General features: G+C 73.4%; 18 protein-coding genes. 1 reads left to right on the forward strand and 17 read right to left on the reverse strand.

Annotation, left to right across the window (positions count from 1 at the left end):
• Positions 1 to 21: 21 nt before the first annotated feature.
• The 12 genes from ACIO5E_RS37065 to ACIO5E_RS37120 form a co-directional block, all read right to left on the reverse strand.
• Positions 22 to 1,206 (reverse strand): acyl-CoA dehydrogenase family protein, encoded by a 1,185-nt coding sequence (locus tag ACIO5E_RS37065; protein WP_400676539.1) that lies wholly within the window; start codon positions 1,204 to 1,206, stop codon positions 22 to 24.
• 25 nt (positions 1,207 to 1,231) lie between these two features.
• Entirely contained in the window at positions 1,232 to 1,498 is a 267-nt protein-coding gene (locus ACIO5E_RS37070) for an acyl carrier protein (RefSeq protein WP_280680428.1), read from the reverse strand.
• 77 nt (positions 1,499 to 1,575) lie between these two features.
• Positions 1,576 to 2,469: a 3-hydroxyacyl-CoA dehydrogenase family protein gene (locus tag ACIO5E_RS37075; protein ID WP_400676540.1), complete on the reverse strand. Its 894-nt coding sequence runs from the start codon at positions 2,467 to 2,469 to the stop codon at positions 1,576 to 1,578.
• Positions 2,462 to 8,209, reverse strand: coding sequence for an SDR family NAD(P)-dependent oxidoreductase (locus ACIO5E_RS37080; RefSeq protein WP_400676541.1), 5,748 nt, complete (start codon positions 8,207 to 8,209; stop codon positions 2,462 to 2,464). Before ACIO5E_RS37080 ends, ACIO5E_RS37075 begins: the two co-directional genes overlap by 8 nt.
• On the reverse strand, positions 8,209 to 10,143 hold the full coding sequence (locus ACIO5E_RS37085) for an AMP-binding protein (RefSeq protein ID WP_400676542.1): 1,935 nt from the start codon (positions 10,141 to 10,143) through the stop codon (positions 8,209 to 8,211). Before ACIO5E_RS37085 ends, ACIO5E_RS37080 begins: the two co-directional genes overlap by 1 nt.
• A gap of 56 nt (positions 10,144 to 10,199) precedes the next feature.
• The gene (locus ACIO5E_RS37090; RefSeq protein WP_400676543.1) at positions 10,200 to 10,937 is read right to left on the reverse strand and encodes a 4'-phosphopantetheinyl transferase superfamily protein; all 738 of its coding nucleotides are present in this window, start codon (positions 10,935 to 10,937) and stop codon (positions 10,200 to 10,202) included.
• On the reverse strand, positions 10,934 to 11,692 hold the full coding sequence (locus ACIO5E_RS37095; protein WP_400676544.1) for a 4-hydroxy-tetrahydrodipicolinate reductase: 759 nt from the start codon (positions 11,690 to 11,692) through the stop codon (positions 10,934 to 10,936). The genes ACIO5E_RS37090 and ACIO5E_RS37095 overlap by 4 nt, the downstream gene beginning before the upstream one ends.
• Complete coding sequence (locus ACIO5E_RS37100; protein ID WP_400676546.1) at positions 11,689 to 12,717, reverse strand: hypothetical protein; 1,029 nt, start codon at positions 12,715 to 12,717, stop codon at positions 11,689 to 11,691. Before ACIO5E_RS37100 ends, ACIO5E_RS37095 begins: the two co-directional genes overlap by 4 nt.
• Positions 12,714 to 13,022: a phosphopantetheine-binding protein gene (locus ACIO5E_RS37105; protein WP_400676548.1), complete on the reverse strand. Its 309-nt coding sequence runs from the start codon at positions 13,020 to 13,022 to the stop codon at positions 12,714 to 12,716. Before ACIO5E_RS37105 ends, ACIO5E_RS37100 begins: the two co-directional genes overlap by 4 nt.
• A complete protein-coding gene (locus ACIO5E_RS37110; protein ID WP_400676550.1) occupies positions 13,019 to 14,515 on the reverse strand; it encodes a class I adenylate-forming enzyme family protein in 1,497 nt (498 codons plus the stop codon). The genes ACIO5E_RS37105 and ACIO5E_RS37110 overlap by 4 nt, the downstream gene beginning before the upstream one ends.
• A complete protein-coding gene (locus ACIO5E_RS37115) occupies positions 14,508 to 15,701 on the reverse strand; it encodes an acyl-CoA dehydrogenase family protein (protein WP_400676552.1) in 1,194 nt (397 codons plus the stop codon). Before ACIO5E_RS37115 ends, ACIO5E_RS37110 begins: the two co-directional genes overlap by 8 nt.
• A gap of 45 nt (positions 15,702 to 15,746) precedes the next feature.
• Positions 15,747 to 17,339 carry a nitroreductase family protein gene (locus ACIO5E_RS37120; RefSeq protein ID WP_400676554.1) on the reverse strand — a complete coding sequence of 531 codons (1,593 nt, stop codon included), beginning with the start codon at positions 17,337 to 17,339 and terminating at the stop codon, positions 15,747 to 15,749.
• Positions 17,340 to 17,735: 396 nt separating this feature from the next.
• Here ACIO5E_RS37120 and ACIO5E_RS37125 point away from each other — a divergent pair, with 396 nt between their 5' ends.
• Positions 17,736 to 18,578: a response regulator transcription factor gene (locus ACIO5E_RS37125; protein ID WP_400676556.1), complete on the forward strand. Its 843-nt coding sequence runs from the start codon at positions 17,736 to 17,738 to the stop codon at positions 18,576 to 18,578.
• A 31-nt stretch (positions 18,579 to 18,609) separates the two neighbouring features.
• On the opposite strand, the gene ACIO5E_RS37130 is transcribed toward ACIO5E_RS37125, so the two are convergent.
• The 5 genes from ACIO5E_RS37130 to dnaE all read right to left on the reverse strand — a co-directional run bounded on the left by ACIO5E_RS37130 (position 18,610) and on the right by dnaE (position 26,833).
• On the reverse strand, positions 18,610 to 19,173 hold the full coding sequence (locus ACIO5E_RS37130) for a YbaK/EbsC family protein (RefSeq protein ID WP_400676558.1): 564 nt from the start codon (positions 19,171 to 19,173) through the stop codon (positions 18,610 to 18,612).
• A 99-nt stretch (positions 19,174 to 19,272) separates the two neighbouring features.
• On the reverse strand, positions 19,273 to 21,462 hold the full coding sequence (locus ACIO5E_RS37135; RefSeq protein ID WP_400676560.1) for a DUF4157 domain-containing protein: 2,190 nt from the start codon (positions 21,460 to 21,462) through the stop codon (positions 19,273 to 19,275).
• Positions 21,463 to 21,722: 260 nt separating this feature from the next.
• Entirely contained in the window at positions 21,723 to 22,658 is a 936-nt protein-coding gene (locus tag ACIO5E_RS37140; protein WP_400676562.1) for a LysR family transcriptional regulator, read from the reverse strand.
• 192 nt (positions 22,659 to 22,850) lie between these two features.
• Complete coding sequence (locus ACIO5E_RS37145) at positions 22,851 to 23,234, reverse strand: DUF6300 family protein (protein WP_400676564.1); 384 nt, start codon at positions 23,232 to 23,234, stop codon at positions 22,851 to 22,853.
• Complete coding sequence (gene dnaE, locus ACIO5E_RS37150) at positions 23,231 to 26,833, reverse strand: DNA polymerase III subunit alpha (RefSeq protein ID WP_400676624.1); 3,603 nt, start codon at positions 26,831 to 26,833, stop codon at positions 23,231 to 23,233. The genes ACIO5E_RS37145 and dnaE overlap by 4 nt, the downstream gene beginning before the upstream one ends.
• Positions 26,834 to 26,959 lie beyond the last annotated feature (126 nt).

Raw genomic sequence — 26,959 nt, forward strand, 5'->3', positions numbered from 1 at the left:
GTCTTCAGCCGGGGGAGGAAGTCAAGCCGTCGCCTCTCCGGTGGGGCTGGTGGGGGCCGTGGCCCGCGGGCGGGCGTGGTAGGCCGATTCGGCGATCGTGGTCTGCTGGAGCTCGGTGCTGCCCTCGATGATCTCCATGACCTTCGCGTCCCGCAGGTAGCGCTGCACCGGGTAGCCACCGCCGCAGCCGTGAGCGCCGTGCACCTGGACGGCGTCCGAGGCCGACCGGAACGCGGTGACGGAGGAGTGGTACTTGGCGAGCCAGGTGGCGTACAGGCTCTCGGTGGAGCGGGCCTGCCGCAGCCAGCCCGCCTGCTGGCACAGCAGCCGGGCGGCGGCGGTGCCGGTGGCCATGTCGGCGATCATGCGCTGGACGAGTTGGTGGTCGCGGAGCCGGACGCCGAAGGTCTCCCTGCGGTCGGCGTGGTCGAGGCTGGCGTCCAGGCAGGCCTGGGAGAGGCCGACGCACCCCCAGGCGACGCTGTAGCGGCCCAGCTCCAGCGCGCCGGCGGCGACGGCACTCAGTCCGAAGCCGGGGCGGGCGAGGAGCGCGTCGCCGGCCACCCGGCAGTCCGCCAGGTCCAGTTCGGCGAGCATCGACGCCCTGGTGCCGAGGACGCCGGTGATCGGCCGGACCTCCAGCCCGGGGGCGTCGCGCGGTACCAGGAACGCCGTCTCCAGGCCGTCGAGGCGGGCGAACAGCAGGTAGACGTCGGCACGTTGGCCGAAGGTGATCCACCGCTTCGCACCGTCGAGCCGGAAGCCGTCGCCGATCCGCCGGGCGGTGGTGGCCAGCGCCTTGACGTCGCTGCCGGCGCCCGGCTCGGTGAGCGCGAAGGCGCCGATCGCCTCGCCCGAGGCGAGCTTCGGGAGCCAGTCGGCGCGCTGGCTCGCGGTCCCCCACCGGGCGACGGCCTGGCAGGCCATGCCGTGCACGGTGACGAGGCTGCGGACGGACGAACACCCGCGCCCCAGCTCCTCGTTGAGGAGGCCGAAGGTGATCGCGTCCAGCCCGGCGCCGCCGTACTCGGGCGGTACGGCGGACGCCAGGTAGCCGCGGTCGGCGAAGTCCTTGAGGAACTCCTCGGGGAGCCGCTCGGCGCGGTCCCACCCGTTCGCGGACGGGGCGACCGCCTCCCGGGCGAAGGACTCGTACTCCTCCCGCGCCTCGGCCTGGCGCGGGCTCAGCTGCACTCTGATGGCCATCTGCCCTCCCTTGCCTGAGCGGTGGTCACGGGCGCCGGTCGGCGGCACCCACGGCGAGCTTGCGGGTGACGAGCGCGTCGACGGCCCGCACGGTGTTGAAGTTGCGGATCTCCAGGTCCTCGTCCTCGACCGTGATGTCGAACTCGCCCTCGACGAACAGCACGAGCTGCATGACGAAGAGCGAATTGACGAATCCGGTGGCGAACATGTCCTCGTCCTCGGCGAGCCGGTGCTCACCGAAGTAGCGGGCGAGGAAGGCGAAGATCTGCGGCTTGTGGTCGGCCGTCGTCATGGCGCGTGGTTCCTTCTTCTCGATCGGGTGAACCATCGGGTGGACCGGGTGGACCGGGTGAGCCAGGTGGGGGCCGGTCAGGCGGCCGTGGTGGCGTAGTCGTAGAAGCCCTGGCCGCTCTTGCGCCCGAGCAGCCCGGCGTCGACCATCCGGACGAGCAGCGGGCAGGGGCGGTACTTGCTGTCGCTGAAGGCCGCGTACAGGCCCTCGACGGACTGCAGGATGGTGTCCAGGCCGATCAGGTCGGCGGTCTCCAGGGGGCCCATGGTGTGGCCGAAGCAGGTCTTGAAGATCCGGTCGACCTCGGCCGCTCCCGCCACCCCCTCGTGGACGAGGTAGACGGCCTCGTTCACGGTGAGCATCAGGACCCGGTTGGTCACGAACCCGGGCGAGTCCTCCACCAGGATCCCCTCCTTGCCGAGTTGGGCGAGCAGGGTGCGGGCGGTCGCCACCGTCTCGGCGGAGGTGTGGTGGCCGCGGATCATCTCCACCACCGGCTTGAGCGGCACCGGGTTCATGAAGTGCATGCCGAGCACCTGGGCCGGGCGGGAGGTCGCCGCACCGATCCGGGTGATCGGGATGACGGAGGTGTTGGCCGCGAACACGGCGCGCGGCGGGCAGACGGCGTCCAGGCGCCGGTAGACGCCCTGCTTGAGGCCCCAGTCCTCCGTGATGTTCTCGATCACGAAGTCGGCCTCCTCGAAGCCCTCGTACCCGGTGGTGAGGGTGATGCGCTTGAGGACGGTCTCCCGGTCCTCCGTGGGCCGGTCGTCCGCCGGCCGGGCCGGTCGCTTCGCGCCCAGCAGCCGCGCGAACCGCAGGCCCTCGCGGATCGTGCGCTCGGCGGCCGCGAGGATCTCCTCGGTCCGGTCGACGAGGAGGACCCGATGGCCGGTCTGGGCGAGCGCCTGTGCCAAGCCGGTGCCCATGACGCCGGCGCCGACCACGCCGACCGTGTGGATCTCAGACATGTGCCGTACTCCGCTTCTCGGTTCCGTCGTCCGGGGTGGTGTCGCTGGGGGTGGTGTCGTCGTTCGGGGCGGTGTCACTGGGGGCGCCGTCCGGGGTGGCGCCGTCCGGGGTGGTGCCCGGCCGCTTCCGGAGCGCGGCGGCCAGCTCCGCCACGGTCAGCGATTCGAAGAGGGTGTTCAGCGGCAGGTGGACGCCGAACCGCCGCCGGATCCGGGCCGAGAGCTGGAGCCCGAGCAGGGAGTGCCCGCCGAGTTCGAAGAAGTCGTCGTGCACGCCGACCCGTTCCAGGCCGAGCAGTTCCGCCCACAGGGCCGTCAGGGCCGCCTCCGTCTCGTCCCCGGGCTCCGCGTACGCGGTGGAGACGCCCGGACGCGGGTGGACGCCGTGCGCCGCGGCAGCGCCCGCCTGCGGACCGCCGCCCGACGGATCATCCGACCGGCCGTCCGGCGGAGCGCCGACGCGGTGCCGGTGGATGTCGGCGAACACCGCGTCCAGGTCCTTGGCGACCACGGCGACCTGCGGGCCGAGGCCCGCGCCGAGCAGGCGCAGCAGCGCCTCGACGCCCTCCTCCGGCCGGATGCCCTGGTCGAGGTGCTCCCGCAGCGGGCCGGGCCCGCCGCGCCGGGGGGCCGCGGGCGGGAAGCGGTAGGCGGCGACCTCGGAGGAGGTGCCGTCCCGCAGCGCCGTCAGCCTGGTCTCCAGGTCGGTGACCCGCTTGAGCACGAAGTCCTCGACGCGCGCGACCTCTTGGCCGGACGCGTCCATCAGCGTGAAGTCCGCGGTGAAGGTCTCCTTGCCGCGCCGGTCCGCCGCCCGGAAGCGGTGGTGGCTGACGACGCGGCGCGGCAGCGGCGCGAGCAACGTGAGGCTCCCGTAGCCGAGCGGGATCCGGAACTCCTCGGCGAGGTTCATCCCGTGGAAGCCGGCGCCCAGGTCGAGCAGCGAGGGGTGGAGCGCGATCCGCTCCAGGTCCGCGGCGAACTCCTCCGGGAGTTCCAGCTCCGCCAGCGCCTCCGTCTCGCCCAGGTGCACCCGGCGCAGGCAGCGGGAGCGCGGGCCGAAGCCCATCGGCCCGGTGTGGGTGACGGCGCCCAGGTCGCGCATGCCGGCCGCGGAGATCAGCTCCGCGATGTCGTGCCGCCGCGGCGGGGCGGTGCCGTCCGGCACCGGACCGACCGCGCCGGTCACGTGCACCTGCCAGCCCTCCTCCTCGGCCCGCCCGTCCCCGGCGGCACCGGCCGGGCGGCTCACCACCGCGAAGCGCGCCGGGGTGTGCCGCTTCTCCAGGACGACCCGCAGCTCCCGGCGCTGGTCCTCGCCCACGACCACCGGGGACAGGAAGGTGACCTCGCTCAGCACGGCCCGGGCGTCGCCGCTCTGGTGCTCGTGGACGGCCCGGGCGAGCTCCAGGTGGCCGGTGCCCGGCACCACCGCGTTGCCCGCCATGCGGTGCTCGTCGATCAGCCAGGACGTGGCCACGGCGAGGGAGACGGAGTACACCGCGGCGCTCTCGTCGTCCCGCAGGCAGGCGTCCAGCAGCGGGTGGTCGACCGGGCCGGTCCGGTTCCCGTCCGCGTCGCCCGGGTCGGCGGCGCCGACGGTGCGGAAGGCCATGCCGACCTCCTGCCAGCCGTCCCAGTCGACCGACACGGTGTACGGGCCGCCGGTCGCCTCTGCGTGCTGCGCCAGGGCGTCGAGGAAGGCGTTGGCGGCGACGTAGTCGACCTGTCCGACGCCGCCGGTCAGCGCGAGGCTGGACGAGCAGTGGACGGTGAAGTCGGGCGACAGCCGGCGGGCCAGCGCGTCGACCACCAGGCCGCCGTGGACCTTGGGGTCGAGCACCCGGGCCGCGGCCTCGGCCGTCTTGAGCTGGGCGAGCCCGGCGGCCGGCACCCCGGCGGCGTGCACGATCCCGTCGACGGATCCGAACCGCTCCAGCGCCTGGTCGGCGACCCGGTGCATGGCGGCGGAGTCGGCCACGTCGGCGGCCGCGGCCAGCACCTGCGCGCCGAGCCGCTCCAGCTCCAGGACGGCCCGGATCCGCTCGACCGTCCGACCGTCCGGCGCGGGCTCGCCGGGCGCCGGGCTGTCGGCGAGCAGGCCCGCCCAGTCCTCCCGGGGCGGCAGCGGGCTGCGGCCGACCAGGACCAGTCGCGCCCGCGCGGCCGTGGCGAAGTGGCGGGCGAGCGAGAGGCCGATGCCGCCGAAGCCGCCGGTGATCAGGTAGACGCCGCCCTCGCGCAGCGGGGTGCGGGCGCCCGGCGCGGCCTCCACCCGCACCGGCCGGTGCGCGCGCCGCCAGCGGCGCCGGCCGCGCAGCGCGGTCAGCGGCCCTGACGACGGGTCGAGCAGTTCCTCGTACAGCTGCTCGCCGTCGGCCGGGGACCAGCTCCGACCGGCCGGCAGCGAGAGGTCGACGGCCCGGCAGAGCGTGCCGGGCTGTTCCAGCGGCAGCACCAGGCAGGGCCCGGTGACGGTGGCCTTCTCCGGGGCGACCGGCTCCGTCCCGAGCACCGCGAAGGCGTCGCTGGAGACCACCGAGATGTCCAGCGGCGCGCCGGGGGCGTGGTCGGCCGCCGCCCGGTTGAGCCACAGCAGGCTGTGGAAGCCCCGCTCCAGCGTCTGCGCCGCCGACCGGCGCGGGCCGACCGACCACAGGTGCACCACCCGGTCGGGCAGGCCGCCGTCGGGGCCGATCCGCGCCACCAGGCGCTGGTGGTCGGCGAGGCTGCCGGGCGCGATCTCGTAGGAACCGTCCGGGAGTTCGCGCCAGCCGGTGCCCGCCCGTACCGTGACGGCGCGGTGGCCGTCCGCCACGAGCCGGGCGGCGAGCGCCTCGCCCACGCCCTCGTCGTCGGTGAACAGCAGCCAGGACCGGGGCTGATCCGTGCCACCGGGCACCGGCCGGGGCGGCGCCGACTCCCAGACCGGCGTGTGGAACCAGTCCGCCAGGTCCGCCTTCTTCGCCAGGGACGGCGCGGGCCGGGCGGGGGTGCGGGGTGCCGGATCGATCCAGTGCCGGTTCTCCTCGAACGGGTACGTCGGCAGCGCCACCCGGGGCGCGTCGTTGCCGCCGCTGACGGCGGACCAGTCCAGGTCCACGCCGGCGACCCAGAGCCGGCCGGCGGCACCGAGCAGGAACCGCTCCTCCGGCTGCCGGTCGAACTCCCCGGGCAACGAGGCGACCGCCACCCCCGCCGCGGCGGACGGGGGCCGCAGCTGGAGGGCCAGGCTGGTCAGCGACTGGCCGGGGCCGGTCTCCAGCAGCACCCGCCCGGGTTCCTCCCAGAGCCGGCGGACGCCGTCGGCGAAGCGGACCGGCAGGCGCAGGTGCCGCACCCAGTACCCGGGGTCGGTGACCAGGCCGGCGTCGGCCCAGTCGCCGGTGACGTTCGAGATGTACGGGATCCGGGGCGGGTGGAGCGGCACGCCCGCCGCCAGCTCGGCGAACTCCGCGGCGATCGGGTCCATCAGGTGCGAGTGGAAGGCGTGGGTGGTGCGCAGCGGCCGGGCCGCGATCCCCTCCTCGCCGAGCCGGGCCGCCAGCGCCCCGACCGCCTCGCCGGTCCCGGCGACCACGCACAGGGCGGGCCCGTTGACGGCGGCCAGCGAGAGGTGCTCGTCCAGCAGGCCGAGGACCCGTTCCTCGGGCAGCGGCACGGCCAGCATGGCGCCCCCGGGCAGTAGCTCGATCAGCCGGGCCCGGTGGGCGACCAGCAGCAGCGCGTCGTCCAGCGAGAGCACCCCGGCGAGGTGGGCCGCCACGTACTCGCCGATGCTGTAGCCGGCCAGGGCCGTCGGCCGGATCCCCCAGGACTCCCAGAGGCGGGCCAGCGCGTACTCGACCGCGAAGGTCGCCGGCTGTGCGTACAGGGTGCGGTCGAGTTCGCCGCGCGGGCCGTCGGCGGTGCCGCGGCGCAGCATCCGGCGCAGGTCGGGTCCGCCCGTCCCGCCGTCCGGTGCGTCCGCGGGGTACAGCAGGTCGCGCAGGTCGACGCCGAGGTGCGCCCGGAACCCCTCGGCGCAGCGGTCCAGCTCCCGGCGGAAGACCGGGTCGCCGGCGTGGACCTCGCGTCCCATGCCGACCCGCTGCTCGCCCAGGCCGGGGAAGACCAGGGCGACCTTGCGGGGCGATCCGTCGTGGTGGCCGCCGCGGACGGCGCGCGGGTCGCGCTCGCGCAGGGCGCGGGCGGTCCCGGCGGCGTCCTCGGCGATCACGAAGCGGCGGTGGCCGAAGTGGCGCCGACCGGTCTGGAGCGTCCGCGCGACCCCGGCGAGGTCCGGAGCGCCGCCGCCCGAGCGCTCGGCAGGGCGGTCGAGCCGGTCGGCGAGGCGGTCCGTGGCGGTCTCCAGCGCGGTGGCGGTGCGGGCCGAGAGCGGCAGCAGCCGGCGGGCGCGCCCGATGGGCCGCCGCTCGGGCGCGGGGGCCTCCTCCAGGACGACGTGGGCGTTGGTGCCGCCCATGCCGAAGGAGCTGACGCCGGCCCGGCGCGGCCCGCCGTCGGCGCGCCAGTCGGTCAGCCGGGTGTTGACCCGGAACGGCACGGCGGTGAAGTCGATGGCCGGGTTGGCGACGTCGAAGTGCAGGCTCGGCGGGATCTGCCGGTGCTGGAGCGCCAGGACGGTCTTGATCAGCCCGGCGACGCCGGCCGCGGCGTGGGTGTGGCCGATGTTGCCCTTGACCGCCCCGATCGCGCAGCTGCCCGGCGCGAGGCCCTGGAACACCTGGGTCAGCGCCTCCACCTCGATCGGGTCGCCGAGCGGGGTGCCGCTGCCGTGCGCCTCCACGTACGAGACGGTGGCCGGGTCGACCTCGGCCATGGTGAGCGCGGCACGGATGACGCGCGCCTGGCCCGCCACCCCGGGCGCGGTGAAGCCGATCCGCTCGGCGCCGTCGTTGCCGACCGCAGATCCCCGGATCACGGCCCGGATCGGGTCGCCGTCGGCGAGCGCGTCCTCCAGCCGCTTGAGCACGACCATGCCCGCGCCGTTGGCGGCGACGGTGCCCTGCGCCGTGGCGTCGAACGGGCGGCAGTGCCCGTCGGCGGAGAAGATCCCGCCCGGCTGGAGGAGGTAGCCCTGCCTCTGGTGGGCCCGTACGGTGGCGCCGCCCGCCAGCGCGAGGTCGCACGCCCCGCTGAGCAGGGCCTGGCCGGCCAGGTGCACCGCGACCAGCGAGGTGGAACAGGCCGACTGGACGGTGAGCGCGGGGCCGGAGAGGTCGAGCTTGTAGGCGATCCTGGTCGCCAGGAAGTCCTTCTCGTTGGCGACGTTGCGGGCGAAGACCTCGCCCGGGTCGGCGGCGTCGATCCGGGCGTCCACGTGGTCGACGTAACTGTTGTAGTAGCTGCCCGCGTACACGCCGACCTGCCCCGGCACCGACCGCGGATCGTGGCCGGAGTCCTCCAGCGCCTCCCACGCGCACCGCAGCAGCACCCGGTGCTGGGGGTCCATCAGGTCGGCCTCCTTCGGGCTCACCCCGAAGAAGTCCGCGTCGAAGAGGTCCGCGTCCGCCAGGACGCCCTGCGCCGCCACGTAGTCCGGGTCGGTGCGCAGCGCCTCGGGGACGCCCGCGGCGGCCAGTTCCTCGGGCGAGAAGAAGGTGATCGACTCGGTGCCGGTGCGCAGGTTCTCCCAGTACTGCTCCGGGCCGGAGGCGCCGGGGAAGCGGCAGGCGAGTCCGATGACGGCGATCTCCAGGCCGGTCGTGCCGTCCGCCTCGGCGGGGTCGCGCTCCATCAGCCGTTCTCCTTCCGTGCGCCCGCCCGCTGTTGGCCGAGCTGTCGGCGCAGCCGGTTGCGGCCCCGGTCGTGCCGCTCCCGGGCGCCGGGCTCGGGCTGCGCCGGTCCGCCACCGTCCTCGGCGAGGTACCGGGCAAGGGCGCCCACCGTGGGGCGCATGGTCAGTTCCAGCAGGGGGACGTCCCGGCCGAGTTGCTCGCCCAGTCGGACGGCGACCCGGCTCAGCAGCAGCGAGTTGCCGCCCAGGTCGAAGAAGTTGTCGTCGACGCCGACCCGCTCGGCGCCGAGCACCTCGGACCAGAGGGCGGCGATCCGCTGCTCCAGCGGGTCGTCGGACGCGGCCGGGGCCGGGGCCGGGGCCGGTGCGGCGGCGGCCGCCGGGGCGGGGGCCAGCAGCTCCGCGAGCCGCAGGCGCTGCACCTTGCCGGTCGCGCTGCGCGGGACGTCGTCCACCACGAACACCCGGCTGGGCACCTTGAAGTCGGCGAGCCGGGCCGCCGCGAACTCGCGCAGCTCCCGCTCGATCACCTCCGCTCCCGGGCGCGGGACGACGGCCACCGCCACGTCCTCGCCCAGCGTGGGGTGGGGCAGCGCGAAGGCCACGGCCGTCTTGACGGCCGGGTGGCCGGTGAGGACGTCGTCGACCTCGGCCGGCGCGACCTTGGAGCCGCCCCGGTTGATGATCTCCTTGCTGCGCCCGACGACGTACAGGTAACCGTCCTCGTCCAGCCGCCCCTCGTCCCCGGTGCGCAGCCAACCGCCGGTGAAGGCAAGGACGTTGGCCTCCGGGTTGGCCTCGTAACCGGCCATCACGTTGGCGCCCCGGATGGCGATCTCGCCGGCCTCGCCGGTCGGCACCTCGCGGCCGGCCTTGTCCAGGATCACCACCGGACCGCCCACCGGCAGGCCGACCGAACGCGGCTTGCGCCGGCCCGGGGGCAGCGGGTTGCTGGTCACCAGCGAGCCGGCCTCGGTCATCCCGTACGCCTCGACGACCGGGGCCCCGAACGTGGTCTCCAACGCGGTGAGCACCGGGCCCGGCAGTGGGGCGGAGGCGGAGCGGATGAACCGGAGCCGGGCCGCGGCGAGGGTGTCGCGGTGGTCGTCGGCCACAGCGAGCAGGGCCTGGTGCATGGCCGGCACCGCCGTGTACCAGGTGGGGTCGAACTGCTCCAGCCAGGAGAAGAAGCCGGTGTCGCTGAAGCCCGGGGGGCAGATGATGCCCGCGCCGCGGACGAGCGTCGCCAGCAGGGTGCTGGTCAGGCCGTGGGCGTGGAAGAGCGGCATCACGTTGAGGCAGCGGTCGCCCTCGCCGAGGTCGAACGCCGCGCCGGTGTTGCGGGCGGCGACGCACAGGTTGGCGTGGGTGAGCGGCACCAGCTTGGGGCGGTCGGTCGTCCCGGAGGTGTGCAGGATCAGCGCGGTCTCGTCGGTGCCGGACGGACCGCCCTCGACGGCGCGCAGCGGGCCGCCCAGGTCGGCGCAGTCGAGCGTGAACTCGCCGGCTGGAGTGCCGGGTTCGCTGCTCAGCTCGATGACCCGCAGGCCGCGCTCGCGGGCCACCTCCACCGCGGGCGAGTCGTCGCCGCGCTCGACCAGGAGGGCGTCGGCCCGCATGTCGTCGAGGTAGAAGGCGAACTCCCGCCGCTGGTACGCGGGGTTGAGCGGGGCGCTCTGCGCGTACGAGGCCGTGCCCAGGAAGGCCGTCGCGAGGTCGGGGCCGTTGCGGAGCACGATGGCCACCCGGTGCCGGCGGCCGATGCCGAAGGAGTTCAGCGCCCGCCCGATCTCCTCGATCCGGTAGGCGAGCGCCCGGTAGCCGAGCGGGCTCCGGTCGGGTGCGAGCAGGGCGACGGCGTCCGGCCGGGCCGCCGCCTGGTCGGCGATCAACCGGCTCAGGCCGGTGGTCGGTGCGTCCTCGGTCACGGTCATCTTCGCTGTCCACTTCCTCGGTAGGGGGTCCCCGGGAGGGGGTTCACCGGCGGGGTTCACCGCGCCGGCAGGTCCACCACGGCCCAGGCGGCCGGCGGCCGGTCGGCGGCGACCCGGGTGCCGGTCCGGACCCGGGCGGGGCGCGGCTGCCCGTCGTCGATCCGTACGGCCAGCCGGTGCGGTGCGCCGGTGCCGGGCCGTAGCCGGTAGCGCAGGGGCGGCACCCGGAACCCGAGTCCGGAGGCCTTGGCCAGGGCCTCCTTCACGCACCACAGGTGCAGCGGGCGGACGGATCCGCAGGCCCGGCCCAGCACGGCGAGTTCCGCGTCCGTGCCGAACCGGTGCAGGCCGCGCTCGGCGGTGGACCACTCGGTCTCCACGTCGACGCCCAGCCCGTCCGGCGCCCCGCGTCCGGCCCCGCCGCCCGGGCCCGCCGGCGCCGGGTCGGCCGGCGCCGGGTCGGCCCACCGCACGGCGACCACCACCTGCTCGGCCGTGTGCGCCACGGAGAACTGCACCGCGGGCCGGAGGGCGACGCCGTCCCAGCTGACCAGCCGCACCGCGTCCGGATCGGCCAGGCCGATCCGCCGGTACGCGCCCGGCAGGGCGGGGACCAGGCCGAGCCGGAGCAGGCCGCGCCGGAGCGTGTGGCGGGCCGCGTACCACTGGTCCTGCCGGGCCTGGCCGACGAAGCCGCCGAGCCCGGACTCCCCCGCCCCGAGCCGCCCGGCCCGCACGGCCTCGGCCGCCGCGCCGGGCCGCACCGGGGCCCAGAGCAGCCGCAGGCCGCTCACGGCACCGCGACGTGGCCGTGCACCACGTCCTCCAGCGTGCGCACCCCGGGCCCGGCGGCGGCCGCGTAGCGGATCGCGCGCAGCACGCCGGGGAGGAACGCCCGCCGGTCCGCCACCCGGTGCAGGACCTCCACGTGCTCGCCGGAGCCCGCCGCCACCAGCCGGTGCTCGCTGACGGCGTCCCCCAGACGGAAGGACGCGATGTCCGGGGCGGGCGCCCCCGGAGCGCGGGCGCCCTGCCAGGCCGCGGCCAGGTGGCGGGCCGTCCCGCTGGGGCGGTCGCGCTTGCCGACGAAGTGCAGATCGGTGACGCCCGCGTCCCAGCCCTCGTCCGTCAGCGCGGCCAGGTCCCGGACGAAGCGGGTGACGGCGAGCAGCGCGAGGCTGAAGTTGGCCGCCACGACGACGGACCGCTGCCGCCCCACCTCCGCCAGCAGCCGGTGGTGCCGGTCGCCGAGGCCACTGGTGCCGATGACCAGCGCGCAGGGCACCGAGCGGGCCTGGTCGAGCAGGTCGGCGGTCGCCTCCTCGGCGGTGAAGTCGACCACGACGGGGGCCGCGTCCTTGACGTCCGCGAGCCGGCCCACCACCGGGGCGCCCACGTCCCCGGCCCCGCCCTCGCCCGGGCCGCCGCCGGCCCCGGGGCGCAGCGACAACCGGGCCGCGAGGTCGAGGTCCGGGGCGCCGAGGACGGCCTGGCGGACGAGGCCCGCCATCCGCCCGGTCAGACCGGAGACGACCACGGGAACGGTCACGACGCGGCCTCCGCCGGGATCAGGCCCATCCGCCGGGCCAGTTCGCCCTCGACGACGCGTCGGCCGCCGAACAGGGCCTGGACGGCGTCGGCGGGCCAGTCGGCGGCGTCCACCGGGGTGTTCGGGAGGCCCAGCTCGGTCGCCAGGTCCTCCGCCAACCGGGCCGCCCGGCGGGCCAGGTCGACACAGCTCAGCAGGACCGCGAGCGCGGCCTGGCCGCCCGGCTGCCCGGCCTTGAAGCCCGGCCCGAACCGGGCGGCGGTCGCGGCGAGGGAGATCTCGATCTCCAGCCGGCTCAGTTCGTGGGCCAGCTCCTGCGAGGTGGACAGCGCCTCGACGCCCTCGCCGGTCGTCGCCAGCACCCGGCGCAGGTCGGCCACGACGCGTGCCGGCCAGGCCGGGGCCCGGCGGACGAACGCCCAGGCGTAGCCGTCCAGGACGGCCGCCGGCCGGCCGGTCGGGGACCAGTCGACGGGCCGGGAGAGGGCCGTCGGGGCGAGGGCGACCCCGTCGAGATCCGCCCAGCCCCAGCCCGTGGCCCGGCCGGCGCCGTGCAGCCGCACGCCCGGGGCGTCGTGCCGGACGAGCGCCAGCCGGGCCTCCCCGTCCAGCGCGACGCCGACCACCGACAGATCGGCGTCCTCGGTCGCGTACCGGTAGCGGCCGTGCAGGACGACCCGGCCGCCGTCCTCGGCGACCGGGCGGGTGGCCCGGACGGTGGGCGCGGCGAGGCTGAACAGGGCGTTCGGCGTGAACAGGCCCAGGGCCGCGGTGAGTCGGCCGGTCCGGACGCCGTCGGCCTCCTCCGGGGCGTCGACGGCGTCGAAGGCGTCGAGCAGCGGCAGAGCCCCGTGGACGTGCTCGGTCAGCGCCGCCGCCAGCGCGAAGGGGTGCCGCTGCCAGACCGCGTCCAGCGCCTCCTCGACGCCGCCCGAGGCGATGCCGCCCGAAGCGACGCCGCCCGCGGGAAGGTCGAGGCCGCGGCAGGTCAGCAGCCCGTGCAGGGCCCGCAGCTCGGGGCTCATGCGCCGCCCCCTTCGGCGAGCCGCGCGCTCACGAAGCGCACGATGGAGTCGACCGAGGTGAGGTGCTCCGGGTCGGCCTCGGGGTCGAGCACGACGCCGTACCGCTGCTCCAGCACCTCCAACAGGTTGATGTAGCCGATGGAGTTGACCCCGGCCCGGTCCAGCTCGCCCCCGGCGGCCCGCAGGTCGGCGACGGTGACGACCCGTCCGGTGGCCGTCTCCACGATCTGCTCGATCTGCTCGCGCAGGTCCGGGAAGTCCGGGAGGCCCGGGTCGACCTGGGCGGCGTCGTTGACTGTGCTCATCCGTTGCTCTCCAGTTCAGGGGAATGGCCGTCGGCTCCGCCGGCCCGGGCGTCCGCGACCAGGCGCCGCAGCTCGGTCACCCGGACCTTGCCGACGGTCGACCGGGGGATCGCGGGCAGGAACGTCACCCGTCCGGGCACCTTGAAGGGCGCGAGGTCCGCCCGGCAGGCGTCCAGGACCTCGGTCCGGGTGATCCGCCCGGCGGCGGTCAGCGCGGCGTGCAGCACCGTCTCGCCGTTGGCGTCGGCGTCCGCGAACACCACGGCGTCGGCCACCGCGTCGAGCGCGAGGAGGATCCGTTCCACCTCGGTCGGGTCGATCTTCCGGCCGGCCAGGTTGATCGGCCCGCCGAGCCGGCCGGTGATGAACAGCCGGCCGTCCGCCAGCCGCCCGAGGTCGCCGGTGCGGTAGTAGCCGTCGGCGTCCAGCCGCTGTGCGAACGCCCCCGGCGCGTTGAGGTAGCCGGCCGCCATCGAGGCCGTCCGCACCCGCACCTCGGACTCGCCGGTGGGCAGCTCCACCACCGTGACCGAGACGCCCGGCAGCGCGCTGCCCAGCCCCTCGGTGCGGCCGGGATCCCGTTCGTACGTGCACGGGCCCGTCTCGGCGACACCGTAGTAGTCGGCGATGCGCACGCCGTACCGCGCCTCGAACTCCCGCCGGACACCGGGGTCGAGCACCGCCGCCGCGGAGACGGCCCGGGTCACGGTCCCGAACGCGCCGAGGTCCGGCCGGGGCGCGGTCGCGAGCAGCCGGTAGGCCAGCGGGAAGGCGACCAGCCGGGTCGCCGCCGCGCGGGCGACGGCGCGCGAGATGCCGCCGGAGGTGGGCACGCCCTGGTAGAGGTGCAGTTCGGCACCGGTCAGGAAGACCGGCAGCAGCGAGGTGTTGAACGCGAGCCCGTTGGTGAACCCGGCCAGGCACAGCACCCGGTCGTCCGGGCCGAGCCCGGTGCCGGCCACCCAGGTGCGGGCCGCCGAGACGACGGCCTGCGCGGTGAACTCCAGGCACTTCGGCAGGCCCGTGCTGCCGGAGGTGAAGCGGCAGGTCGCGGTGGCCGCCCGGGGCGCGGGGGCCCCGGTGGCCGTCGCGGGCAGCAGGGCCAGGGTCAGCGAGCTGCCCGGTACGGCCGTCGCCCGGTTCTCGAGCGGGAACGGCCCGGCCCCGTCGTGGAGGAAGGCGGAGACGCCGCAGCTCGTCCGGATGCCCGCCAGCTCGGCGGCGCCGAACTTCGCGTCGGCGAGGAAGGGCAGCCGCCCGGCGACCAGCAGGGCGTAATAGGAGACCAGGTACTCCGCTCTGTTGGCGGCGTACAGCCCGACGTTGACCAGGCCGGGTCCGAGCAGCGCGTCCAGCGTCCGGGCCCGCTCGCGGACCAGGGCGGCGAAGCCGGCGTACGTCAGCTCCGCACCGCCGCCGACCACGGCCCGGCGGTCGCCGTGCTCGGCGCACGCCGCCAGGAACACCTCGCCGAGCGCACGTCCGTCAGCCACGGCGCACCCCCTCCCCGGCATGGCCGGCGCGGCCGGCGGGGTCGAGCTCCAGCTCCGCCCGGCAGGCCAGGCTGTGGTTGGCGATCGTCAGCATCGTCGTCTGGCTCCCGCCCGACATCCGGAAGCCGCGCACCTGGGCGTGGGCCCGCAGCGAGACGCTGTCCCACATGTAGCCCGCGCCGCCCTCCAAGTCGGTGCAGAGCGCGGCCAGTTCATTGGCCTTCTCGACGCAGAACCACTTGAGCTCGGCGATCTCGGGCACCGTGCTGCCACCGGACGTCACCCGCAGGTAGGCGTCCGCGATGCCCGCCTCCATCAGCTCCTGGCGGGCCCGGGCACGGGCCAGCGCATGGGAGTTGACCGGCCAGGCGCCCAGCGGACGGCCGCCGAGGGTACGGCCGCGGACGTACCCGGTGATGTGCTCCAGCAGCGCGCGGTGGGTGAAGAAGGCGTCGGCGGCGATCAGCAGGCGCATCCGCGACATCACGCGGTTCCACCGCATCAGCTGGCTGACCCCGCTGCGCGCCACCACCTGGTCGATGGAGAGCCGCACGCCGTCGAACTCCACCAGGGCCGAATCGACGGCACGGGTACCGAACTTGTCGTACACCTCGGCCACCCGCACGCCCGGGGCGGACTTCTCCACCGCGAGGATGGCGGGCGCGCCGTCGAGGAGGGCGCTGACGAAGCACAGGTCGGCGGTCGCCCCGTTGATCACGAACTTCTTGCGGCCCCGGAGGACGAGCCCCGCCCCCTCGGTGGTCGCGGTCGCGGGCTCCTCGGCGGACGGGTCGGTGTCGCACTGGCAGGCCACCAGCTCGCCCGAGAGCAGCCCCGGGAGGTAGCGGTCCCGCAGCGCGGGATCCCGGGCGGAGACCAGCCAGTCGCAGGCGATCTCGTTCTGGACGTGCATCGCGAGGGCGATGCCGCCGTCGCGGACGCCGGCCAGCGCCTCCCCGAGCACCAGCGAGCCGAGCAGGCCCAACCCCTGCCCGCCCCGCTCGCGCGGGACCGACACGCCCAGGTAGCCGCTCGCCGCCAACTCCCGCCAGGCCTCCCGGCGGAGCGGCCCGCCGGCGGTGGTGCGCCACTTGTCGAGCCACTCCGGGGTGAAGTAGCCCACCGCCCGGGCCTGAAGATCACGGTGACTGTCCGTCAGATGCGCGGACAGGACGCTGTTGCTCACGATGGAATCCACGCTGCTCCCTGTGGTCGGGCCTCGGCTCGGCGTTCAGCTCGGCTGCTGCGGGCCGCGGGTGCGCTGAGGGCTGTGGTCGACGTTCTGAGGGCTGTGCACGCTCCGGTGGCTGTAGGCGATCGGCGCCCGGTCCCACTTGACGGCGTTCTCGTCGGGCGTTCCGGCCACCAGGACGTAGATGACCTCCTCCTCGGCCCCCAGCCGGGCCAGGTCACTGATCCGCCCGGCGTCGAACCCGCCGAGGCAGCTGATGCCGAAGTCCTGTGCGGCGGCCCCGAGGGACAACCGCTGCGCGATGCTCGCGGCGTGGAAGTGGAGTTCGGCCAGGCCCTGTTGACCGCGCTCGCCCAGCAGTTGGCCCACCGGGGCGTGCAGGGCCAGGACGACCGCGCAGTTCGCCGCCACGCCCTGGTTCATGCACGACGCGACGACCGCCTGCTCCGATCCGCCGTCACCGCCGACCGGCAGCAGGCGGTGGCCCTCGGCGTCGTACTCGTAGGCGCCCGAGGGCACGCCGTCCACGCTGCGGACCAGCAGGCGCAGGCCCGCGAGCGGCCCGTCCGCGCAGTCCACCGTCACCCCGCCGCGCACGGCCGCCAGCGCCCGGCCCAGCGCGTCGGCGTCGAGCGGCTTCGCCAGAAAGCCCTTCGCCGACTGCCGGCCGAGGACGACCGGGCCGAGGTCCTCGGGGAGGCCCCCGTCCCGCCCGGCCAGGGCCACCGGCGCAGCGGACCCGTCGACCGCACCGCCTGGCGACGCGTCGCCCGGGAGTCCGCCGCTCGGCCGCACCGACGCGGTGCGGCCGAACCGCAGGGGCAGCGCCCGGGGTTGGTGGTAGGTGCTGACGGGACTGACCAGGCCCCAGGCCTCGCGCTCGGACGGGTCCGGCTCCTCCAGGTGCGAGCCGCTGTCGTGCCGCCAGATCGGCAGCGCGAACGGGTTCGCGGTCCGGACGCCGCCCGACCCGCCCTGCGCGGGCCTGCTGCCCGCCGACCCGCTCCGCGCCGAGGCGTCCAGGGTGACCAGCGCCTGCGGCTCCCGGCACAGGTCCTCCAGCCCGAACACCCGGGAGACCTCGCCGCGGTCGAAGCGCAGCCGGACGACGGCGGCGAACCCCGCATCGGCACCGGCCAGCGCGATGTTGGTCGCGGCATGGGCGCCGTCCAGGTGCGTGTAGAGGTAGCCCCGCCGGCCGTACTTGCGCATGGCGTGCCACGGTCGGCCCACCACGGCCACCACGGCGGCGGGCAGTTCGTCGGTCGCCGGCGCGCCGGCCGCCAGCACGGCGGCGATCTCCCGGCGGTCGACGGCGGTCATCCGGCGCAGGCTGCAGCCGGCCACGTCGTACTGGTAGAGCACGTAGTCGTGGGCCCCCCGGAAGGCCACCAGCACCTCGAAGGGGTAGAGCGCGCCGGCGGACGGGGTCGTCCGGGCGCGCATCAGGGTCTTCCCCTTGGTGATCACCGCGCCCGAGCGCTCCCCGTACCCCAGCCCGAGGACCTCGGCGACCCGCCTCCAGACGATGCTCACGCCCGGATCCGGCGCGTCGGCCGGGCTGGGGACGGTCGCCAGGTTCGACCGCAGGCGGGTCTCGTTCCAGAAGTTGGCGAGCAGAGGATTGGTCAACTCTTCGACACCCATAGGTCCTCTCGCGTTCTCGGATCGGGGCGGGAGATCTCGGGAAATGGGAGGTCGGCCCGGATCAGAGGTCTGATCGCCGACAATCGCAAAGCAATCAGCCGACCGTCGGGCCTGTCCAGCAAATGCCATTGGCACACTCCGGCCATGGCCTCGCCCGGCCGACGCGGGCCGCGCGGTCTGCGGCGACCGGCGGCGACCGGCGGCCGGGGAGGCGCGGCGCCTGGCATGATCGCGTCCGCTGGCTGAGATGCGGGCTTCCGGACGAGGGGGTCCTGACGGACGATGGGGTCGCAGTCCGTACCGGAGGGAATCCCGACCGTAGGCAATCCCTCCGGCCCGAACGGCGTGCGGCGCGGGATTCTCGAGGGATTGGGGGGACGCGTGCAGGTACAACACGAGCGGCGCGAGCCGTTGATACCCGAGGCGCGGATGGGCAGAATCCTCGACTCGGCGCGTCGGACCATCCACGAACTCGCCAGCACCGTCAGCGAACTGGACCGCGAGCTGGCCGGCTTCCACGCCGACGCGATGCCCGCGCAGCTCGACCGTCAGGGCAGCCAGGCCGTGGAGGTCTTCCGGGGCGCGGCGGACGTGCGGGTCCTCCTGCAGGACGCCACCGCGATGGTGACCAACCGGATCCTCAGCATGTATCCCGGCACACCGCTACCGGCCCCGCTCCTCGCGGCCGACCAGCGCCGGGGCGAGGAGGCGCTGGGCCGGGGGGTGGCGATCCGGACGATCCACAGCGAGTCGATGCTCCGGGTGCCACGCGGCCGGGCCCACCTGAACGCGCTGCGCACCGCGGGCGCCGAGATCCGCACCGCCCCCACCCTGCCCTACCGCCTCCTCGTGCTGGACTCCAGCCTGGCGCTCGTCCCGGCCCTGGGGAACGACGAGGGGACCGAGCCCGCGGTGGGCGTGGTGCGCAGCCCCGATCTGGTACGGCTCTTCGAGCAGCTCTTCGAGTTCTGCTGGCAGGGCGCCCGCCCGGCCGAGAGCGCCACCACCTCCCGCCCCGGGCAGCCGACGAGGCGCCAGTACGAGGTGCTGCGGCTCATGCGGCTGGGGTACAAGGACGAGGCGATCGCCCGGGAGATCGGGGTCTCCTCCCGCACCATGCGGCGGATCGTCGCGGCGCTCTACGAACAGCTCGACGCGAGCAGCCGGTTCAGCGCGGGGATGGCCGTCCAGTCGCGTGGCTGGCTGTCCCGGCCACCCGACTGACCGACGCCCGGAGCCTCGACCGGCCAGGCTCTCAGCCCGCCAGGCCCTCGATCACCTCGGCCCCCGGGAGCCGGCCCAGCGCGGCGCCCGGCAGGATCAGCTTCCCCCGGCGCCGCCCGCTGCCCACCAGCACGTGCGGGGCGGCGGCCACCGCCGCGTCGATCAGCAGCGGCCAGCTACCGGGAAGCCCGACGGGGGTGATGCCGCCGTACTCCATGCCGGTCTCGGCGACGGCCGTGTCCATCGGCGCGAACGACGCCTTGCGCGCCCCGAGGTGCTTCCGGACGGCCTGGTTCACATCCAGCCGGGTGGTGGCGAGCACCACACAGGCCGCCAGGGTGACCTCCCCGCCGCGCTTGGCGGCGACCACCACACAGTTCGCGGAGAACTCCAGCGGAGCGTCGTAGGCCTCGCAGAACGCCGCCGTGTCCGCCTTCTCGGGATCGGTGTCCACGTAGACCACCGACCGGGCCGCCTCCCGCGCGTCCCAGTTCTTGAGCGCGTCGACCACCGGCGCGGCGAGTTCGGCACAGGCGTCCAACGCCAGGCGGGCGAGCGGGAAGTTCCCGAACGGCGGGTTCACGTGGTCACTCATGGGCCGACTCTAGCGAACTCCCGCCTCCCCCACCCGAATCCGCCCCGGCCGGCGGCCGAGCGGCGACACCGCCCGGTCCCACTCCCCGGACGGCCGGCGCTAACGCTTCTCCTTCTGGTACGTGAGCGACTTCCCCTCGTTCAACCGCTGGACCAGATCGAAGGCCGCGACCGCGAGCGGCATGAGGTTCGGGGTGCGCAGTTCGTCCTTCATCCGGCGCAGCTCGGCCACCAGGGCGGTCTCCTCCTTGCCGAGCCCGCCCACCTGGTCGTCCACCGAACCCAGCGCGCCGAGGGAGCCGTGGATGTGCACCCAGTCCTCCTCGGTGACCTCGGCCTTCTCCACCTCGGTCAGGTGCGTGTACTTCCGCAGCAGGTCCTTGCCGGCCGGCATGCCCATCAGCCACTGGTGGCGGGTCAGCGGGATCGCCCGTTCCCGGCGATCGCCGGCGTCCCCGTGCTCGACGGTCTCGGGGTACACCCGGGCCTGCCGATCGGTCGGGTCGAAGCCGGCCGCCCGCAGGATGAACGCGGCGAACTCCTCCGGGTGCTCGCGGTAGTGGATCCGGAACGGACGGGGCAGCAGCGTGAAGTTGTGGGCGAAGGACGTGCGGGACATCAGACCGCCCGCGATCGACTTCGAGTTCGACCTGGGCCCCAGTTTGCTGCCGTACACCAGGTAGCTGCCGACCAGCGTGGTCAGTCCGACCAGCGCGGCCGTGGGCTCACCGCCGGTGACCTCCTTGCCGAGGCCCTTGGCCTGCTTCTCGGCCTGCTGGCGGACGCGGTCGACCTCGACGAGGGTGTCCACGTGCAGGTCCTCGCCGGCCTCCTTCCGCCGGTCGAAGGAGGAGCCCGAGGTGTGCCAGGGGCGCTTGGCCGGCACGCTGAGATACTTCAGCAGCCGGGGCAGCTCGTCGAGCTTGAAACCGCCGGTCATCTGCGGCGCGTAGACGATCTCACCGCGCAGCGGGAACACCGTGATCCCGGGGTCCGCCGTGAAGCCCCCGAGCTCCACGTCCTGGAGCGGGAAGGACTCCTGGTCCTTCCTGGCGTCCAGGGCCGCCGAGACCCGGGTGATCTCGCCCATCACCTGGAGGAGTTCGTCCTTCGTGGTGAGCGGTTCGGTCACCCATTCCAGGGCCGAGCCGCCCGTCGGGCTGACGTCCGAGGTGAGCTTGTAGTCCGCACCCCGGCCGACGACACCCATCTTGGGGACGTCACGGCCGCGGATGGGGGTCTCCCGGATCTCGCCGTTCGCCATCAGCGGGTAGGCGGCGTCCTCCACGCGCTTCGCGTACTCGGTGGGCTTCTCCTGCTGCGCCCGCTCCAGCCGTGCCCGGCCCGCGGCGGTGGCCGCAAACCGAGGGGCGTCGGTCGGCCCCGTCCGCGGCAGGGCCGTGAGCCACTCGTTCTGGAGCTCGTCGGGGGTCCTGGTCAGTTCGGTCCTGTCCAGGAGATCGCCGTATTGCTTGCGGGCCATGTTCATGAGGATCTTCGCACCGAGGAGGCCGTCACGCCGTGCGACCTCGTCCTGGTACGCCTGCTCGTCCTCGTCGGTGAGGTTCTCGTGGTCGCGCACCCGCCACTGCGACTCGAACTCGAAGCCGACGCGGCGTTGGATCGCGGCGCCCGTCCCGGCGCCGTCGTGCTCCGCGCCGTCGGCGGCGCGGCGTTGGACGCGCTCGCCGCGGGCGACCCTGGCGCCGACGTCGGCCGCCTCGCGCTCCCACCTGTCGTCGGGGTCGCCGAGGCCGGCGGGGGCGTCGCGCTGGGTGGTGTGGTGGATCTCGTGGGCCATCGTCTCGACGTCGCGCAGGACGCTCGCGCTCTGGACGACGATGTTGTCGCCGACGGTGTACGCCTTGGCGTTGATGCCCGCGGCGGCCTGCTCGTCGACCGAGACCCTGACGTGGTCGAGCTTGGCGCCGAAGGCGTTCTCCATGGTCCGGCGCACATCGCCCGGCAGCCGGTGGCCGCCGCGCCCGGCCGATCTCGCGGCCTCCCGCACGGCGTCGGCCCCGCCCGCCTCGCCGCCCCCGGAGCGCTGCACGGCGCCGTGGCCGGGGTCGGCACCGTGCCCGTGCCGCTCGCGCTCGACCATGCGCGCGACGGCCGCGTTCCCGATCGACCCTTGCAGGGCACCCGGCGCACCCGCCCGCAGCGGCCTGCCGCGTCCGGCGGCGGCCGTGCCGGCCGTCCGTGTACCGGCCGTCCGACCGGTACCGCGGGGCTCGGCCCGTTCGCGGTCGGAACCGGCGTTCCGTTGGGACTCGGTGGTCTGCCGCATGAAGGATCCGTTCGAACGAGATCTCTTGCATCTCCTGGGGAGTTGGAAGCGACCGTGCCGCAGGAAGCATCGCGACGGAAGAGCGCAGCGGGCAGACGGCGGCGCAATCCGGGCTGCCCGATCGGGCAGCCCGCCGGGATCGGAGTGGCGGCGACGCTGATGCTCGGGGTCAGCGAACGGGCTTGGGAGATCGGGATGTTGCACGCGACCTCCCCGTCCCGGATGTCGAAGCCGTCGGCGCGCAGCCGGGTGTGGCGGCTTCAGCGCGGGATCACCCAGTCCGGTGTCCAGGTTCCGGCGGCGTCGTGGCCGGCCGTTGCGGCGGCGAGGTGGGCGCGGAGGGTGGCCAGCGCCGGGTGGGGGTTGTCGCGGTGCCAGAGGAGCGAGTGCGGGTAGACGGGCGTCGGGTCGGTCACCGGGATGCGGCGCAGGCCGTGGTCGGCGGGCCAGATGAGGCGGGTGTGCTCGCCCATGAGGGTGGCCAGGGCCGGGGTGTCGGCGATGGTGTCGAGGAGCGCGTCGGAGCCGAAGTCGGGCCCGGTCGCCTCGATGGTGAGGCCGAACTCGGCGACGAGGTCGTCGTAGTAGGCGCCCCACTCGGTACCGGGGACGATGCCGGACATCCAGATCCGGTGCCCGACCAGTTCGGCGACGGTCACCGACCGGGCGCCCGCCAGCGCGTGGGCGGGGCCGGTGAGGAGCTGGAGCGGCTCGTCGAGCACCCGGACGGACTCGATCTCCTCGGGCAGGGGCCGGCCGGGCGCGGCGACGGCGCGGAAGGACGCGTCGATCGCGCCGGAGCGGATGGCGGTGACGGCCGTCTCGATGTCGAACAGCATCACCACGTCGAGGTCGATCTCGGGGTGCGCGCGGTGGAAGCCGCGTATCAGGCCCGACGCCCCGCCGCGCGAGTTGATCACATCGACGCGCAGCGAACGGCTACCGGGGCGCACGGACGCGACCGCGCGCTCGGCGACGCGCAACAGCTCACGCGCGTGCGGCAGGAACGCCTGCCCGTCGATGGTGAGCTCGGCACCGCGGGGGGCGCGGGTGAACAGCCGCACGCCGAGGTCGCGTTCCAGCGTGGCCATGCGTTTGGAGACGGCCTGCTGGGTGATCGACAGGTCGGCGGCGGCTTTCTGGAACTGGCCCGATTCCGCGACGGCGACGAAGGTGCGCACTGCTTCGAGGTCCACGGCGATACACCTTAGACGGACCGTCGAAGCGAACGCACTGGTGGAACGGCCAGGGCTTCGGCGTGATCCCGTGATGTCTGATTCTGTGTCCGCATGAGGCCGAGGAGGGCGAGCGGGCGTCGCGGGTCTCGGGTGTTGTGGCGCAGAGCGGCGGCGGTGGTGGTGACGCCGCTGCGCGCAGGTGGAAGACGATCAGAGGGCCCCTCGCAGCCACTGGTCGTACTCAGCCGTCAGGAGCTCTTCATCGACGGGTGCCCGGCGCAGCGACTCAACCCACGCGGCGACCATGTCACCGAAGACATCGACGTTGTCGAGACCCGTCCTTTCCTCTACGGCGAAGAACGCGATCAACTCGGCTGCGGCCATGTTGCCGGCGGAGCACTGCGGGCAGAGCAAGGTCTCGCGGATCCCGACCACGTCGTCACCGCTCTGGTTCTTCCATGAGTGCTGGTAGCGGACCAGCAGCAGCCCTGGAATGCCGCACGCCAGGCATGCCGGCACATCGGCGAGGGCGATGCATAACTCGTCGTCACTGACGAGCGCGAAAGCGGCAGTCGTCGGGCTCTCCTCCGTCATGCCACACCGCTCCAGGCATCCGGCCCGAAGGTGCCTTTGATATCGGATGCCAGCGAGGAAGCGTCGACCTGTGCGGCCAGGGCGTAGACGGTCGTCTTCTGCGGACCGCGCACGCTGAGGTGCACGGGACTGTCGCCGGGATGCGCGTGCAGGATGCGCTTCAGATCCGCGACGGCCTGTTCGGACACCCGGTGGAAGGGCAGCGCCAGGCGCACCGGAGGCTTGCCACCGTGCTCGGCGCTGGAGACGTCCAGCACCGAAAGCTCCCTGCCGAAGATGTTCAGGGTGCCGTCACGGTCCTCGATCTTGCCCTTCACCGAAATGACGGTGTCCTCGGTCAGCACGTGGGAGACGAGCTGGTAGACCGCTGGGAAGAACAGCACTTCGATGGACCCGTCACGGTCGGCGAAGTTGACGATGGCCCAGTTGTTGCCCTGCTTGGTCATCTTCCGCTGGACGCCGGTGATCAGGCCGGCCAGCTGAACATCGCCCTTCGTACGTCCTGATGCCAGGAGTTCGGCGACCGTGGTGTCCCTGGCTCCGGAGAGGATGTGCTCGGCGCCGTCCAAGGGATGGGCCGACACGTAGAGGCCCAGCATCTCCCGTTCCACCGCGAGGAGCTGGGAGCGGGGCCACTCCTGTTCCTCCACGGAGAAGTCGAGACCGAACCCGGGCGCGGAGCCTTCGTCCTCACTCCCCCCCAGTCCGGCGAACAGGTCGTCCTGCCCGTAGGAGGCGGCCTTCTTGACGGGCACGACGGAATCGATCGCGGCTTCGTGGATCTCGACCAGACCGCGCCGGGAGTGCCCGAGGGAGTCGAAGGCACCAGCCTTGATCAGCGACTCGATGGCCCGCTTGTTCAGGGCCGGCAGCTCGCACTTGTCCAGCATGTCGGCGAATGAGAGGAACTTGCCCTTGGAGCGTCGTCCGTCGACGATCGCCTCGATCACCGCGTCGCCGACGTTGCGCACGGCCCGCATGCCGAACCGCACGTCGTCGCCGACGGCGGTGAACTCGGCGGTCGACTCGTTGACGTCGGGTTGGAGGACCCGGACTCCGTTCGCGCGGGCATCGGCCAGGTAGACGGCGGCCTTGTCCTTGTCGTCCCCGACCGATGTCAGCAGCGCCGCCATGTACTCGGCCGGGTAGTTGGCCTTGAGGTAGGCCGTCCAGGCGGAGACCAAGCCGTAGCCTGCGGTGTGGGACTTGTTGAACGCATAGCCGGAGAACGGCAGCATGACGTCCCAGACGGCTTTGATCGCCTCTTCCGCGTAGCCGTTCGTGCGCATGCCGCCCGAGAACTTGTCCCACTCGGCGGCCAGGACCTCGGGCTTCTTCTTGCCCATGGCCCGGCGCAGCATGTCGGCGCCGCCCAGCGTGTACCCGGCGAGCTGTCGGGCGATGGCCATGATCTGCTCTTGATAGACCAGCAGGTGGTGGGTGGATCCCAGGATCGGGTCGAGTGCTTCCTTCAGGTCCGGGTGGATCGGTGCGGGCTCCTGCTTGCCACTCTGCCGCAGCGCGTAGTTGGTGTGGGCGTTGGCGGCCATCGGCCCGGGCCGGTAGAGCGCGAGTGCTACGGCGATGTCCTCGAATCGAGTGGGCTGCATCAGCTTCAGCAGGGCGCGCATTCCGCCGCCGTCGAGCTGGAACACACCGAAGGTGTTGCCGTCCGACAGAAGCTGGTACGTCTTGGCGTCGTCCAGGGGGATGACGACCGTCTCCGGGTCGCCGTCCATCGGATCGACCGTCGCCAGTTTGATGCCGCGGTTCTCCCGGATGTTCTGGATCGCCTGATCGATGACGCCCAGGTTCCGCAGTCCCAGGAAGTCCATCTTGATCAACCCCATGGACTCACAGCTGGGGTAGTCGAATCCCGTGATCTTCACGCCGTCCGAGGCGCGCATGTGCAGGGGAATGCGATCCGTCAGGCGGGTCTTGGAGAGGATCACCGCGGCCGCGTGCACACCGGTGCCGCGCATCAGGCCTTCGACACCCTTGGCGGTGTCCATGACCCTCTTCACATCGGAGTCGCCCTCGTACAGCGCCCGGATCTCGCCGGCTTCGCCGTACCGGGGGTGGGAGGAGTCCCAGATGCCCGACAGCGGGATGGTCTTTCCGCCCTGGTCCGGCGGCAGCGCCTTCACGATCCGCTCTCCGTGGGAGAACGGGTAGCCGAGGATGCGCGAGGAGTCCTTGATCGCGTTCTTCGCCTTGATCTTGCCGAATGTGTTGACCATGGCGGTGTACGGGTCGCCGTACTTCTCGGTGACGTAGCGGACCATCTGGTCACGCTGGCGGTCGTCGAAGTCGAGGTCGACGTCCGGCGGGTTGATGCGCTCCGGGTTGAGGAACCGTTCGAACAGCAACCCGTGCTCCAAGGGGCACAGTTCGGTGATCCGCGTGGCGTAGGCGACGATGGAGCCGGTCGCCGAGCCTCGGCCCGGCCCGACCGGGATGCCGTTGTCGCGTGCGTGCCGGCAGATGTCCGCGACGACGAGGAAGTACGAGGAGAAGCCCATCGGACCGATGACGGTCATCTCGGTCTCGAACCGTTCCATGGCGTAATCGGGGATCGGGTCGCCGTAGCGCATGGCGAGCCCCTTGAGGACCTCCTGGCGCAGATAGGCCTCCTGCGACATGCCCTCGGGGACGTCAGGGAAGTGCGGCATCTCGTCGACGTAGTCGAACACGTCGTCGTACGAGCCGATTCGCTCCGCGATCAGCAGGGTGTTGTCGCACGCCTCCGGCAGTTCCGAGAAGAGCTCACGCATCTCGGTCGCCGTCTTCAGGTAGTAGCCGGTGCCCTGGAACTTGAACCGGTTGGGGTCGTCCTTGTTCTTGCCGACGCCGATGCACAGGAGGTTGTCGTGGGCCTCCGCATCGGTCGGACGGACGTAGTGGGCGTCATTGGTCGCGAGCAGAGGAATCCTCAGCTCCTTGGCGAGCCGGAGCAGCCCGTCCCGCACATCGCGCTCGATGGAGAGGCCGTGGTCCATCAACTCCAGGAAGTAGCTGTCCCGGCCGAAAATCTCCTGGTAGGCGCCGGCGGTCGCGCGGGCTTCGTCGTACTGCCCCAGACGCAGACGGGTCTGGATCGCTCCCGACGGACATCCGGTGGTGGCGATGATCCCCTGCGCGTGTCCACCGATGAGTTCCATGTCCATACGCGGCTTGCCGGACGGGAACTGGCCCGTGTAGGACGCCTCGGTGGAAAGGTAGAAGAGGTTTCGAAGGCCTTGGACGTTTTCCGCCCACATTGTCATGTGGGTGAACCGGCCACCGCCGGAGACGTCCTTCGACCCCTCCCCGTTGTCACCCATCGCCCGCTGGCCACCCGGACCCCAGAACTCCTGCTTGCGGATCGACCGCGTGGAGGGGGCGACATACGCCTCGATGCCGATGATCGGCTTGACTCCGTCGAATCCCTTGGCAACTGACTGGAATTCATAGGCGCCGAACATGTTGCCGTGGTCACTCATGGCGATGGCCGGCATCCCCTGCCGGGACACCTCTTCGAACATCGGCTTCATCTGCTGCGCACCGTCGAGCATCGAGTACTCGGTGTGATTGTGCAGGTGAACGAACGAATCCGACACGGCTGAGGCACCTCCGGGCGTGGCTGAAGGCCCCAGCTTAGCCCCACCGGATCTTCTGACGATGAACCAGATCGCACCCGGGGCACGTACTGATCCATAGTCAGCTCGAGGCGAGCGAGCCGACGT

It is taken from the genome of Kitasatospora sp. NPDC087314 (assembly GCF_044744365.1).
In the GTDB taxonomy this organism is placed as follows: domain Bacteria; phylum Actinomycetota; class Actinomycetes; order Streptomycetales; family Streptomycetaceae; genus Kitasatospora.